This is a genomic window from Microbacterium sp. 22242, from assembly GCF_052045495.1.
Classification (GTDB): Bacteria; Actinomycetota; Actinomycetes; order Actinomycetales; family Microbacteriaceae; genus Microbacterium.
The window spans coordinates 80,431-94,067 of record NZ_JBQEOZ010000015.1; the positions used below are offsets into that span (position 1 = coordinate 80,431).

Consider the following 13,637-nt stretch of genomic DNA (forward strand, 5'->3'; position numbering starts at 1 on the left):
CTCGATGCCGGAGGGATGCGACCACGCAGCGGTCAGGCGCGACTGCCGATCACTGGCGCGGTCGACGGCGTCCATCCGTCGCCGCAGTCGGGAACATGTCGACGGTGAGCTCCTCGATGAAGTAGCCCGCCGGCGTCCGCAGGGCCTCCGCGAGCCGTACGAGCGTCAGCAGATTCGGCAACGCGCGGCCCGCTTCGTAGGCGCGGATGTTCGACGAGTCGATCTCGCTGCGCACCGCCAACTGGTCCTGGGTCATCGTGGACGACTCGCGTGCGCCCCTGATCCGCGCGCCGATATGGGCGGCAGCAGGAGAGGCGACGCGGGGCATCCCCCAAGCGTCCGGAATGTCCGTCACTTGTGCCAGGGTTAACGCACCCGGGTACTAGAGCCGATCTGGCCACTTGGACGATTGGCCATCCCGGTGGACCGGGAGGGGCCGATATTGGCATCGCTGAAACTGACGGGGTCCGCGATCGTTTCGTGGCAGGACGCGCCAGGGGATGACGAGTCCGCGCAGGTCTTCATCGGGCAGGACGATGCCGGTGCGGGGGCTATTCAAGTAGGCGTCGCGCAGGTGTCCACCCGACCGAACAAGGCTCTGCTCGAAAGGCTCTGGAAGTCTCGGGGCACGAAGGCGCCGATGGGGTTCGTCGTCGCAGCGGTCGCCCCGGAGGGTGTGTGGGTTCACTACCCGTCGTCTGATGCGCCGCCGTTCGGCCCCATCACGATTGAACAGGCCGAGCGCCAGCTCCAGTCGGTCCTGAACGAGGGCAATGGCCTCACTGCCCATGCGCGAATCCGCGCGCTGCAGGACGCAATGGCCGCAGGCGGAACCGAGGGGTTCACCAACCAGTTCTTGTTCGCGTCGTACTACCTGAATGAGGATGTGCCGCGTCGCCCCGATTGGGAGACTGCGGGTCAACGCGCGACGCCCGCCCTGACCAAACGAGGTGAGGACCTCGTTCACTCACTCGGGTTCGACTCTGAGCCAGCAGGGTCAGAGCGGGTCCTCGTGCTGCGCAAAACGAGCGGTCCGCGGCGAGCAGTTGCCGTGCTCCTTCGGGACGATGAGCAGTTCGATCAACGGACATCGACCTATCAACTCACGCCCGTGGCGAAGGCTCTCGAGGTCGCTGGGCGCGAAGGCGTGCCGTGGGTGATCGCATTGCGAAAGTCAACGTTGCGTCTCTATTCCGGGCAGGACGGCGTCGGCGTTGGGCAGCGGGGGCAGTCGGAGACGTACTTCGAGATCGACCTCGATCTTCTCCCGCCCGAGCAGATCGCGCTGGTACATCTGATCTTTTCGGCCGAAGCGCTGGACGTGGGCGGGTCTGTTCAGCAGATCCTCGAGGGCTCGAGCCGATACGCCGCCGACCTCGGATCCCGTTTGCGGGATCGGGTCTACGAAGGCGTAGTGCCCGGCATCGCTATCGCTATAGCCGATCGGATCCCGTCGCTCGGTCTTGTGCTCGACGCGGAGGGCCTTCAGGCCGCTTACCGGCTCGCGATGAGGATCCTGTTCCGCCTGCTGTTCCAGGCATACGGAGAGGCTACGGGGCTCCTGCCCGCCGGGCGGAACCCGAACTATGACCACAACTCCCTTCACACATTCATCGACGGCGCGATTAACACGGAGGCTGACGAGTTCAGCGAGGAAAGTACCGCGATCTGGGATGACCTGCAGCAGGTGTGGGGTGTCATCTTCGTGGGAAACCGTTTGTGGGATGTGCCTGCCTATGGTGGCTCGCTGTTCGATCCGTCGAGCGAGGAAGGTGCGCTGCTGAAGAGGCTGGAGCTTCCCGACAGCGTTCTCGGTCCAGCGCTTCAGAACCTGTTGAGCGAGTTGACGCAGGACAACGTTAAGGGAAAGGTCGACTTTCGCAGCCTGCAAGTACGCGAGTTCGGCACCATCTACGAGGGGCTGCTGGAATCGAGTCTCTCACTTGCTGAACAGAACCTTGCCGTCGACAAGAACGGCGCCTACATCTTTGCGAAAGATGGCGACGAGATCAAGGTTCCCGCGGGCCGCCCATACTTTCACTCGGCGTCGGGGGAGCGCAAGGCGACCGGCTCGTACTACACGCCAAAGATCGTCGTCGATCATCTCATCGAGCGGTCGGTCGAGCCCGCGCTGAAGGCTCATCTCGACCGGATCAAGACGCTCATGGACGAGGGCAAGGAACGCCAGGCCGCGGACGCCTTCTTCGACTTCCGCGTCGCCGACCTGGCGATGGGCTCGGCGCACTTTCTGGTCGCTGCCGTGGACAAGATCGAGCGCGGCATGCGGGACTTCGTCACCGCCACCGAGGTGCCGGGTGTGCGCGCCGAGCTCGCGCGCCTCGCGGAGAAGGCGCGCGAGGCGCTCGGTCACGACACGGACGGCGCGAAGGCGATCACCGAGGGCCAGCTCCTTCGCCGCCAGGTGGCACGCCGCTGCATCTACGGTCTCGACATCAACCCGCTCGCCGTCGAGCTGTCGCAGCTCGCCCTCTGGATTCACACCTTCGTGCCCGGCCTGCCGATGTCGGGCCTCGACCACGGGCTCGTTCTCGCCAACTCTCTCACCGGCATCGGCACCATCGACGAGGCGATGGACGCGCTGAAGGCCGACGGCCTGTTCGAACAGATCATCAGGGAGCCGCTGACGGCCGCACGCGACCTCCTCATCGACTACGCAGATGCTTCGGAGGCCGACAAATCGGAGGTCGCCGCCGGTGCAGACATGCTGGCAAAGGCGCGCTACGCAGCGGCCCCGGCGAAGGCGATCTTCGACGTGGTAGTAGCCAAGCGTCTCGGCGTCACGATTGACGAGGCATGGGACGCCGAGCAGTTCGTCGCTCTCGCAGCGATGAGTGAGGTGCGCGAAGCCGTCGATCCGCTCCAGCCAGCGCATATGCCGTTCCTTTTCCCGGAGGTGTTCCTCCGTGAGCACCCCGGCTTCGACGTCATTGTGGGGAATCCACCTTGGGAAAAGGTGCGCTGGGAAGCCGCACCTTTCTGGGCGAAAGTGAGTCCCGGCCTCATGGCGCTTCGGGACACTGCAAGAGACGAGCTAATCGGCAAGCTGAGGCTCGAACACCCCGATCAGGCGGCGCGCGAGAAGGATGAGATGGCAGCGCGTGCTGGGCTGCAGGAGTACTTCAAGAAGGCCTTCACTTGGCGTGGGGGAACGCACCTCGAACTGGCACAGCTCATGCTCGAGCGGGCTATGAAGAGCACGTCACCCTCTGGCCAGGTTGGGCTCGTGCTGCCGCGTCAGCTACTGGTGCTAGCCGGCTGGTCAGGTCTTCGAGCCCACCTGCTAAGAGAGCATGATCTGTTCCTGGTCCAGGCTAGAAACCGCGCCGGATGGCTTTTTGAGGGCGTCCATGCGAGCTACGCAGTCGTGCTACTTTCGGCGGGTCCGCCGACGGGTTCAGACGTGCACGTTGGGGTGGTGACATCCGGTTCTGCGCTGGCGACGGTCGCAGAAGGCCAGACCATCGACATCAGCGTGGAGGACCTGGAGTCGTACTCGGATGGACTCGTTGTCCCTTGGTTCGACTCGCCCGAGGATCGTGCCGTCTTCGACAAACTTCGGTCTCACCCGCGACTTAAGGACATTGAAGGATGGGTCCAGGGAACGCACGACGCCCGTTGGGACTTCCGTAGCTCCGGCCCCGACGCAAAACTCGTTCAGTCATCGGCACTTGACGCTGACGCGTGGCGCGTGCTCATGACGCGGCACCTCGACGCGTACTCCCTACGTGCGCAACCGCCGTCCAAGCAGTTCGTGAATGACGCCGCAACCCTCGTCGCAAAGGCGCGCGGGATCGTGAATGGCGACGCAGGTGTCATAGTTGGGGACGCACATCCACGGGTGATCGTGCGGCATCCAAGTCGAAGCGACGACACACGAACGATCATCGCCTCGGCGCTTCCGCTCCGAGGTGTGCTCTACAACAAGGGCTCTGTCCACGCGATCGCGCACGCTTCCGGAATGAGCCCGGCTGCCACCCTTTCGCTGTTGGGACTCCTCAACACAGTGTCCCTCGACTGGTGGGCTCGGCGCTTCGTGGATCGGCATGTCACTGCGCCGGTCGTCAACAATTTGCCCATCCCTGACTGGGATGATCTGACCACCTCGAGAGTTGCGGCCCTCGTGGCTGAGCTGCTCAGGCGACATGGCTACTCGACGCTTGCTGGCGGAGTCGCACTCGGCGACTTTCCGCTGCCGGCTGACGTTCCACCCGGCGCCCGCGACGTGGAGCTCCGAGACGAGATCGACGCGCTCGCTGCGCACGGGTATGGCCTCACCGCCCAGGATCTCGAAGTGCTTGCGAATGATTTCAGCGAGAGCGGCTTGCCCCGATCGAGCCTTGCGCACATCCAGGAACTGGTTGACGAGATGAGTAGCGATGACTGACCAGCTTCCGGTCTTTGCGACGAACCGGATCGCTCCGCCCATGACGGTGCGCGAGGAGGTGCGCCGGCTGTTCCGAGTGAATCGAGAGGCGCTCGCGGTACCGCCGAGCGCGGCGATCGCGACGGCTTACATCAATCCTGCGGGCTTCCTCCTGCTGGCCGACGAACTGGAGAAGCTTCCGCGCATCCGCATCCTGCTCGGGGCCGACCCCGTGCCAGATCCGTTGCTGCCGGTGGATGCCGACTCGGCCCTCCAGAAGCGGCTCGATGCGGCGCTGACCGATCACACGCGGTGGCTGAAGGCGGAACGCGACGCGCTCGGTTTCGAGCTGAAGGCTACGCAGTCGGCGAAGCGGCTCGTGGAGTGGCTGCGCGTTGCTGATGAGCGTGGCGAACCGATCGTGGAGATCCGCCGCTTCACCGGCGGCTTCTTGCATGGGAAGGCGTTCATCAGCCACCACCCGACGCACCCCGCGTATCTCGCCGGGTCTTCGAACCTGACCTATGCCGGGCTCACCCGCAACGCAGAGCTGAACGTGGGTGCTTCCGGGCAGCAGGGATCGACGCCGCAGGTCATCGATTGGTTCGAGGAATGCTGGGCCGACTCCGAGGCGTTCGACCTCGCCGGGCTGTACGAGCCGCTGTGGGCGGCGCACACTCCATGGAGCATCTTCCTCCGCATGCTGCTTGCCCGCTACGGAGAGCACCTGGATGAGGAGCAGGCAGGTCCCACGCGGTTCGAACTAACCCGGTTCCAGGCAGACGGCGTGAAGCGGATGCGACGGCTGCTGGATGAGATCGGTGGTGTGCTCGTCGCCGATGAGGTCGGCCTGGGCAAGACGTTCCTCGCTCTCGAAGTGATCGCCGCGGCTACGGAGCAGCAACGGCAGCGCGTGCTCGTCGCGGCTCCGGCTGCGCTGAAGGCATCGGTGTGGGACCCGGTGCTCGCGCGGTACGACATCTCCCGTCGCGTCTCGGTGCACTCGTACGAGGAGATCCGCAACCGGATGGATCCCAACCACCCGGAGCATGACGCCTTCTACGAGCATGCAGAGGACGCCGCGCTTGTGATCGTGGATGAGGCGCACAATCTGCGGAACGCGGGCGCGGCGCGCTCGGAGGCGTTGGACCGGATCATCCTCGCCGGGCGGCACCCGAAGAAGGTCGTGTTGCTGACGGCGACGCCGGTGAACAACTCGCTCATCGACCTGGAGACGCTGGTCAAGTACTTCATCCGCGACGACGCACGCTTCGCCTCGATCGGCATCCCGTCGATCCGCAAGTACATCCGCGATGCGCAGGCGCTCGACCCAGACGCGCTCACACCCGCGCACCTGTTCGACCTCATGGACCAGGTGGCAGTAAGGCGCACGAGAAAGTTCGTCAAGGACAACTACCGCGGCGAGATGATTGCCGGCCCTGGTGGTCAGAAGATTCTGGTCGAGTTCCCCGACGCCGATGTGCGTCGTGTCGACTATCAGCTTGACGAACCAGGCGAAGCGCTGGTCGATGCGGTCACCTACGCGCTCGACATCCCCGATGACGAAGTGCACGTCGCGTCGTTCAGCGTGCGTCGCAGCGATCCAGAGCGGCTCCTGCTCGCCCGCTACGTCCCCAGCCGTTACCTGAAGACCGAGGACCTGAGCAAGACCGAGGTCTCGAACATGGGGCTCCTGCGTTCCGCGTTGCTGAAGCGACTCGAGTCTTCGCCGACAGCCCTGGCCGGAACGCTTGGTGTGCTGACCCAGACCCATGAGGCTTTCCTCTCCGCGCTCCGGAAGGGCACAGTGCTCGTCGGCGGTGCGCTGCGCGACTACGTCAACTCCGAGTCCGACGATCTGGACGAGGTCGTCGCCGGCCTTGACGAAGACACCGAGCATCAGGCCACTCCCGCGGCGTTGTATGACGCTGAGGTGCTGGCTTCGGATGTCGAGCGAGACCTCGTGTTGATTCGTCACCTTCAGTTGCTGGCGGTCGCGGCAGCACACGACCGCGAACCGAAGGTCGCGGCACTTCTCGCCGAACTGCAGCGGATTGCGACCGAGTCAGAGAAGCCCGAGGTGACGAATGCATCCAGCGGAGATCGACGGAAGGTCATCGTCTTCTCCACATACGCAGACACCATCCGCGACCTGCACGAGCGCCTGACCGACGCGCTCGACGAGGTGCCTGACACCTCGTCGCTCGCGGCGTATCGCGGTCGGGTCGCTCCTGCTGTGATCGGCGAGTTCGCCTCGGGCAAACGCGGTGGAATCGATCAGCCGACCCGCGCGAAAGCGGTCGCCAACTTCGCGCCACGCACCGCTGGACGGCTCCGGGACGACGGAACCCCGATTGAGGCCGACCTCTACGACGTTCTGCTCACGACCGACGTGCTTGCGGAGGGCGTGAATCTTCAGCAGGCCGCGCACATCGTGAACTACGACCTGCCATGGAACCCGATGCGCATCGTGCAGCGCCACGGCCGCGTCGACCGCATCGGCAGCCAGCATAAGTCCATCGAGCTCGACGTGTTCTTCCCCGCGGAGCACCTCGACGAATTCCTCGGGCTGGAGCAGACCCTGATCCGGAAGCTTCGGCAGGCGGACGCCGCGATCGGCGCGGGCAAGGTGCTTCCCGGCGTCTCGAGCTACCCGCCGCAGGAGCACTACGATCCCGACGCCATCGTCGACGAGATCGAAGAACTAATCGAGCAAGGCGGCGGTTCCGCTGCGGGATCGGGCGAAGAGTATCGCCGCCGGCTCGCCAACGCGCTGGACGCGGACCAGGCACTCCGCGGAAGACTCGAAGACCTGCCTCACGGCATCGGCAGCGGATTCATCAACCCTGCGGTCTCGGGGCGGTCTTTCGTCTTCTGCATGAAGATGGGCGACACAGGCCATGTCTGGTTCCGCAACGTGAACGCCGACGATGCTTGGCAACCTGTAGCAGATGAAGACGGCCGGGTCGTGGTCGATGACACCCTGATCTCACTCGTCGCCGCAGATCCCGGCAGGCCAGATAAGTCGCGTTCCCTGCCCGACAAGGCTTTCCACGCTGCATATGAAGCCTGGGCTCTCGCGCAGGAGGATGCGCACGACGAGTGGATGCGTTCCACCGATCCAAACGCCCTCGCGGCCGAGGTTCCCGCCTCATTCCGCGAGGCAAAAGAGATGATTCTCAATAATGGGGGCCATCTTGGCGCGACGCGGATGCGGACTATCAAGCGCCTCAATACTGTGCCGACGGCGAAGGCAAGGAAGGCGATGCGCAACGCGTTGCGTACACCTGGCGCGTCGGAAGTCGTGGTGGGGGCAATCCTTCAAGTGCTCGATGATTTCGGCGTCCAGCCCGCGGAGACGGTGGAACCGCTGATTCCGATCGCACTTGACGATATTCGACTGGTCGCATGGATGGCCGTTGAAGGAACGAAGGAGAATATGGCGGTGCGCGCATGACCACCGAGTTTGATCCGCGCTACTCGATCGACAGGGTGTTTCAATGTATGGCTGAGCGACTGGGGCCGGTCATTGCTGGGACTCTTGCGCCGCACCTTGGTGCGCTGCCATGGACGGCAATGCTGGCCGAAATGGACAAATTGAAAGGGAAGCCACCGGGGGTGTACCTCGCGACCGACCCGCAAGCTCAGCTCAGGGTGTTGACGGAGCGTCTCGGCGGTATCGGGTTCCCGTTCGACGATCACACGCGCACCGTGAGCGTGCTGGGCGGCGAGCTGCGTATCGCGCGAAATCGGTGGGCGCATTATGGTGACCTGGACGCGCTTGACGCATGGCGCACTAACGATTTCGTCGTGCGCCTGCTCGAGCGGCTCGGCGATGCTGAGGGCGCGGCGCAGGCCGTCGCCTCGCGCGAAGAGGCTTTCGATGCCGTCGTGCGGGAGAAGCGCAGTGCCGAGCACGCGGTGCCCACCGAGGGGGCTGCCATTGACGCACCGATAGCGAACGCCTCGTTCGCGCTCGTGGGCAAGAAACCGACCCCTGCGACGTCCTCACCAGGCTCCACTCCTGCGCAGATCCGCTCGTCGGGCTCGCAAGCGGATACCACTCCGGTGGCGAGCACAGGTGCAAGCCTCGAAGGGGAGTCGGTCGATGGCGGAGATTTCGAACCTTGGCTGGTCGTGGCGGTTGGCGGGCCAGAAGTTGTTGATGGACTTCCGAAGAAGGTCATGAAAGAACAGGTGCGAGCCGTCGCGTCAGAGATCGTTGACTATGAGGGCCCGGTCCAGTTGAAGCGACTCGCCCAGCTGACGGCCGCATCGTTCGGGATCAAGCGGCTCCATGAGGCGCGCGAGAAGAAGCTGATCTACCAGATCCGCCAGGCGGAAGGCATCGTCGTCGATTCCGACAAGTTCGTTTGGCCGCGGGATGTTGATCCGGCTGCCTGGCGTGGCTACCGCCCCAACGGTGCTGACATGCGGCGGGACTTGCTCGCGATCAGCCCGGTCGAGATCGCGAACGCGATTCGGGACCTCCGATCGCGCAGGGGAGCTCAGCCGGAGGCAGAGGAAGATCGCGCCATCCTGCGGTTGTTCGGAAAGTCTCGTCTCACGGCGGCATTTCATGCTCACATCGGTAGGGCCCGACAGCTTCTGGCGGACAGTATTGATCCGGGCGCAGATCAGACTTCGATGACGCATGCGGACGTGCAGCACCGATGAGGGTGAACAGAGCGCTGGAGCAGCACATCGCGGTGTTCGGTGAGAGTGGCAGCGGCAAGACGGTGCTGCTCTCGTCGTTCTACGGGGCGACGGAAGAGCCCGGTTTCGCGGATCGCAACCATTTCGACGTCGTCGCCGTGGATGCGGGTCAAGGGAACCGGCTCTACCAGAACTATCTCGGCATGAAGAACAGGGGGCAGCCACCCGAGCGCACCAGGTTCTCCACGTCGTACTCGTTCGACGTGCAGATGGCGAAAGGATCCTCTGCGCGGGCGCAGCGGAGAGCGTCGTTCGATTCGCTCCGACTCGTGTGGCATGACTACCCGGGCGAATGGTTCGAAGACAACGTTACGGGCGAACAGGCCGATCGTCGTGTGGAGGCGTTCCGCTCGCTTCTGAGTTCCGACGTGGCACTGCTCCTTGTCGATGCGCAGAGGCTTCTGGACAACAGCGGCCGGGAAGATGCGTATCTCCGGTCCCTTTTCCACAACTATCGGACCGGCATCGAGGCACTCAAAGACGACATTCTGGACGATGGCAAGCCGTTGGCCACTTTCCCGCGCATTTGGATCCTGGCGTTGTCGAAGTCGGATCTGATGCCGGAGCTGGACGCGCACGCATTTAAAGAGCTCGTCGTAGAACAGGCCACCGCTGATCTGGATAGGTTGCGTAAGACGATCGAAGACATGGTGTAGGCGCCGCAGGCCCTCGCCGTGGGTGAAGACTTCATGTTGCTGTCGTCTGCCCATTTTCGCCCGCAGGAGCATGAGATCGAGGTGAGCCAGCGCATTGGCGTGGACCTCATCCTCCCGGTCGCCGCGATGCTGCCCTTCCAACGACACGTGCGCTGGGCCGAAGCTAAACAATTGCCTCCGAAGGTCGCAGAGAACCTTCTTGACGGCGCGGAGGCGCTCGCCGGCGTTCTGGGCGGAGCGCTCGTGCTCGCAAAGGGAAGGCTCCCACAACCGTTCGCGGCGGTGGCGGGGATTTTGGGTGCTGCGCTCGGGAAGGAGGTCGTCCACCACGCCGTCGGGATGGCTCGGGCCAAGGTCGACGAGATCAAAGCCGAGGCCCTCGAGAAGCACGAGTACCTCACTGCGGTGCTGGCGAAGTTCCGAACCGATCTGCAGGACGCCGAGCACGAGGGCATCCTGCTCCAGAGCCTCAGATGAGGTTGATCTGGGCGACGCGCGGTCGTGCGTGGGGCTTCCGATTCCTGCGAACCGGCGGCCTCGCGGATCCGTATCCGGTCTACGAGGAGATGTTCAGCGCGCTCGAAGGCCTTCCCGAGGGGATCGTGCGTGAGGAAGGCAGAACGGCAGTGCGTTTCATCGATCCGTTGCATCGTGCTGACCGTTCCGGCCGGGTGATCTCACATGACTTCGTGCTGCTCGGCGATCTGGCGCGACCGGTCCGGTCGGTGGACGACGGAGTGCAGGAGATCTGGCCTCTCGTGTCCGAGGAGTTCGCTCGAGTCTGGCAGTTGGAAAAAGCACCAAAGCCAACCGCCTAGTCGGTGCATTGCCGCTTATCGACGTCTGAGCCATCTGCCAGACTCGATCGCGTGGACGTCAAGGAATACTCGCTCGGGCGCGTGATCGAGGGAAGCAACCGCTATCTGATCCCGCTGTACCAGCGTCGATACTCGTGGGAGAAGGCGCAGTACGAGCAGCTTTGGAATGACGTCGTCGCCCGACGAGGAAGGTGACGACTTCGCATCTCAGCTGGCCGGCGAGGTCACTGGCGCAATCACTGTCGCCGACGTTGCCGTGTCGCTTGGTGTTGATGAGCGGATTGTGCGTTAACACCTGAGGGCGATCGTTGCCAAGGAGGATCAGCCTGGATCCGGATCCCGCTGGGTCGCGACCGTCTTCTCGGGGTTAGCGAGACTTCGGAGTCGATGGAAGCACGGTAGCGCGAGCTCGAATGGATCGTGAGGCAGCGCCTGTCGACTGGACGCCAACGGACCTCCCGGATGCGCTCACCGAGGCAGCGACAGCGCGCGGTCGCCCCGCGGCGTTGACGAGAAACGGCTGGACGCTCCGCGAGCTTGCGGCGTTTCGTCTCGCTTCGCTCGCTCAACGGCCGGCGCGTTTGGTCTCGCTTCGCTCGCTCAACGACGGGGCGGCGGGCGGGATCCGGATCCGGATCCGGATCCGGTTCAGTCCTCGTCGTCGAGGTCGACATACACCAGCGTCGCCGCCAGCACCGTGGCTCGTGCGACGACGTGGCGCAGCTCGTCCCGAACCTCCCAGGTCCCATCCGCGCCTTCGACCACCAAGCCCATCGAGGCGAGATCCTCCATGCGCGACTGCGCGATGTCGTCGACGACGTCATCGAGCAGGGACGGGTCCCCGTCCGGCATCGGATCCGGCGCTTCCCGCTCAGGGTCGACAGCCGAGACCAGCAGCGCGATGGCCTCGAACGCCGCGTCCGTGGACGCGGGAGCGATCCACCCGGATCCGGTGACGATGTTGGCGAGGAGGTAGCCGATCATCTCCTCGGCCGTATCGATCGCGAGCCCCGTCGACGCGCGCTCGGCGGCAGGGCCGGGGCGCACCCGCGAGCGCTCGCGCTCGATCACGTGCGCGGTTTGCAGCGCCTCCCACCAGGCGTCGAGCAGCGGCACGTCGCTCATCGAGCGCGCTGCGATCGGAGCGTCAGGATCGAACGCACTGCGCGGCGACCACGGCTCGTTCGTCCCGTACGCGCGGATACCCAGCAGCCCCGCGACGTACTCGATGTCGGCTCGGCGCAGCGCACCGGTCGCGGTCACTGCACGCCCCTTGCCGATCCAGGCCAGCAGATCCGGTACGGCTCGGATGAACGGAAGCTCCGCATACGCACGCAGCTTGACGTCGTCGGGAACCGGATCCTCCTCCGCCAAGAGCTCGTTCAGAGGTGCGTCCCAGTTCTCGTCATCGCGCGCCTCGATCGCCTCCTCGAGGAGGTCGTGCACGTCCTCCCACTCCTCCGGATCGCGCGAGTTCTCGATGCGGAAGTGCAGGTAGGCGTCGAGCGACGCGAGGGCGTCATCGAAGAGATCAGGATCCGCTCCTCCCGCGGCATCGTCGGCGAACATCAGCTGGATGAGCTGCTCCATGTGCTGCGGGACATCGGGCCGCAGCCCCTCGTCGCGCATCACGACCAGCACGCTCTCGAACATGTTCATCGTGTCTTCGAAGAACTCGGGCGTGAAGTCGGGTTGACGCACCAGCCATGCGGCGAACTCGTGGGCGGACGGACCGAACTGCGGCTGGCTCGACGGCGGCACGTATCTGGCGGCGGCAGGGCCGAAGGCGGATCCGGCGGTTCCGGCATCGGCGGGCCTGGCATCTGCGGGTCTGGCGGATGCGGCAGGGCCGGAGGCGGATCCGTCGGGATCGCGCGACATGCGCGGGCGCTCGGTGCCGAGATCGGGGTCGTCGAACGGGTCGGTCACCCGGCCAGCGTAGGCCGTCCTCGCCGGCCGCGTCAGAGCGCCTGTGCACAACGCGGCTCCGTTCATGCGCGGCGCTGGAGCGGTTCACGCGCGGCCTCCGGTTCGGCGCGGCTGCCGGTTGGACGCGGCGACCGGTTCGGCGCCGATTCGCAGGTGTCTCTCAGGCTCCGGGTTGTGGATGAATGTTCGAATGTCGGCGGTGGCTGAGATCCTGAGTTATGGCTTCCTTCGATGCGATCGCGGCGCTGATCCCGACCCTGTCGGGGCGGATCGGCGCGGGCGCGAGCGCGGAGGATGCGCTGGACGTGATCGTCGGGCTGGATGATGAGCAGGCGGTAGCGGCGTTCGCGGAAACGGTGGAGCTGGGCAGCCTGGTCGAGCATCTGCAACTGATCGAGGCGGGGGTGATCAGGGCGCGTTCGTCGTGGCAGGCGGGCCATGCGGGTTTGGCGCAGCGGCTGGGTCACCGGTCGGCGGCGACGCTGGTGCAGGAGCTGGGCGGGATGAGCAAGGCGGAGGCGGCCCGGCAGGTGCGGGTCGGGGAGGCGCTGCTCGAGGAGGCCGGTGCTCCGGCGGACGGTACGGCCGCGGGTGAGGCGGCGGGGTCGGAGGGCTCCGGGCTCGGTGCGACGGAGGGCGACGCCGGGCCCGATCCAGGTGACGGCGACGCCGGGTGCGGTGGGGCTCCGAGTGATGCATGGCTTAGCGGTGATGAGAGCGCTCCGTGGCCCGGGGATGGCCAAGGGGATGCGGGCCCGCGTCCGGATCCGGTGCTGCCGTGGTTCGAGCCGTTGCGTGCGGCGCTGCGGGCGCGACGATTGACGTCGGCGCAGTTCGACGCGATCCGTCGTGGGCTCGGCGAACCTCCGGGTGGGTGCGAGGCTGCGTGGTCAGCAGCGGCGGAGCAGCTGGTGGACGAGGCGACGCAGCGCACGGTGGAGGAACTGCTTGCACACGCCCGGTGCGTGCGGGACCTGCTGGATCCGGTCGGTGCTGAGGAGCGTGCCCGGGTGCGGTACGAGCGGCGGGCGTTCCGCACCTGGCTCGATCCGGAGGGTGCACGGCGCGGGAGCATGGTGTTCGACGACGAGGGCGGTGCGTTCTTCGACACGGTCTTCGCCGCGGCGTTGCGTC

At 65.2% G+C, this 13,637-nt stretch carries 9 protein-coding genes and 1 pseudogene; 8 read left to right on the forward strand and 2 right to left on the reverse strand.

Translation table 11 applies throughout. The annotated features are described in order from the left end of the window. Nucleotides 1–49: 49 nt before the first annotated feature. On the reverse strand, nt 50–328 hold the full coding sequence (locus tag ACTJJZ_RS14955; protein WP_440721983.1) for a helix-turn-helix domain-containing protein: 279 nt from the start codon (nt 326–328) through the stop codon (nt 50–52). A gap of 81 nt (nt 329–409) precedes the next feature. On the opposite strand from ACTJJZ_RS14955, the gene ACTJJZ_RS14960 reads away from it, so the two are divergent. From ACTJJZ_RS14960 to ACTJJZ_RS14990, 7 genes are read left to right on the forward strand one after another with little or no spacing between them, the layout of a single operon-like run. After that, nucleotides 410–4,405 carry an Eco57I restriction-modification methylase domain-containing protein gene (locus ACTJJZ_RS14960; RefSeq protein ID WP_440721984.1) on the forward strand — a complete coding sequence of 1,332 codons (3,996 nt, stop codon included), beginning with the start codon at nt 410–412 and terminating at the stop codon, nt 4,403–4,405. After that, complete coding sequence (locus tag ACTJJZ_RS14965) at nt 4,398–7,841, forward strand: SNF2-related protein (RefSeq protein WP_440721985.1); 3,444 nt, start codon at nt 4,398–4,400, stop codon at nt 7,839–7,841. Before ACTJJZ_RS14960 ends, ACTJJZ_RS14965 begins: the two co-directional genes overlap by 8 nt. Beyond that, nucleotides 7,838–9,061 (forward strand): Swt1 family HEPN domain-containing protein, encoded by a 1,224-nt coding sequence (locus tag ACTJJZ_RS14970; protein WP_440721986.1) that lies wholly within the window; start codon nt 7,838–7,840, stop codon nt 9,059–9,061. The genes ACTJJZ_RS14965 and ACTJJZ_RS14970 overlap by 4 nt, the downstream gene beginning before the upstream one ends. A gap of 2 nt (nt 9,062–9,063) precedes the next feature. Beyond that, a complete protein-coding gene (locus tag ACTJJZ_RS14975; protein ID WP_440721987.1) occupies nt 9,064–9,756 on the forward strand; it encodes a TRAFAC clade GTPase domain-containing protein in 693 nt (230 codons plus the stop codon). An 18-nt stretch (nt 9,757–9,774) separates the two neighbouring features. Next, the gene (locus ACTJJZ_RS14980; RefSeq protein WP_440721988.1) at nt 9,775–10,233 is read left to right on the forward strand and encodes a hypothetical protein; all 459 of its coding nucleotides are present in this window, start codon (nt 9,775–9,777) and stop codon (nt 10,231–10,233) included. After that, the gene (locus ACTJJZ_RS14985) at nt 10,230–10,574 is read left to right on the forward strand and encodes a hypothetical protein (protein ID WP_440721989.1); all 345 of its coding nucleotides are present in this window, start codon (nt 10,230–10,232) and stop codon (nt 10,572–10,574) included. Before ACTJJZ_RS14980 ends, ACTJJZ_RS14985 begins: the two co-directional genes overlap by 4 nt. 51 nt (nt 10,575–10,625) lie before the next feature. Then, nucleotides 10,626–10,769 (forward strand): GmrSD restriction endonuclease domain-containing protein, encoded by a 144-nt coding sequence (locus tag ACTJJZ_RS14990; RefSeq protein WP_440721990.1) that lies wholly within the window; start codon nt 10,626–10,628, stop codon nt 10,767–10,769. Nucleotides 10,770–11,222: 453 nt separating this feature from the next. Here ACTJJZ_RS14990 and ACTJJZ_RS14995 read toward each other — a convergent pair whose 3' ends face one another. After that, nucleotides 11,223–12,503, reverse strand: a complete 1,281-nt coding sequence (locus tag ACTJJZ_RS14995) for a hypothetical protein (RefSeq protein WP_440721991.1) — start codon at nt 12,501–12,503, stop codon at nt 11,223–11,225. Nucleotides 12,504–12,721: 218 nt separating this feature from the next. On the opposite strand from ACTJJZ_RS14995, the pseudogene ACTJJZ_RS15000 reads away from it, so the two are divergent. Beyond that, nucleotides 12,722–13,637: pseudogene (locus ACTJJZ_RS15000) on the forward strand (hypothetical protein); the annotation flags it as partial.

Bases quoted from the DNA above. Each gene is read 5' to 3' on its own strand.
- ACTJJZ_RS14955 (WP_440721983.1), bottom strand. From the start codon at position 328: ATGCCCCGCGTCGCCTCTCCTGCTGCCGCCCATATCGGCGCGCGGATC.
- ACTJJZ_RS14965 (WP_440721985.1), top strand. From the start codon at position 4,398: ATGACTGACCAGCTTCCGGTCTTTGCGACGAACCGGATCGCTCCGCCC.
- ACTJJZ_RS14970 (WP_440721986.1), top strand. From the start codon at position 7,838: ATGACCACCGAGTTTGATCCGCGCTACTCGATCGACAGGGTGTTTCAA.
- ACTJJZ_RS14985 (WP_440721989.1), top strand. From the start codon at position 10,230: ATGAGGTTGATCTGGGCGACGCGCGGTCGTGCGTGGGGCTTCCGATTC.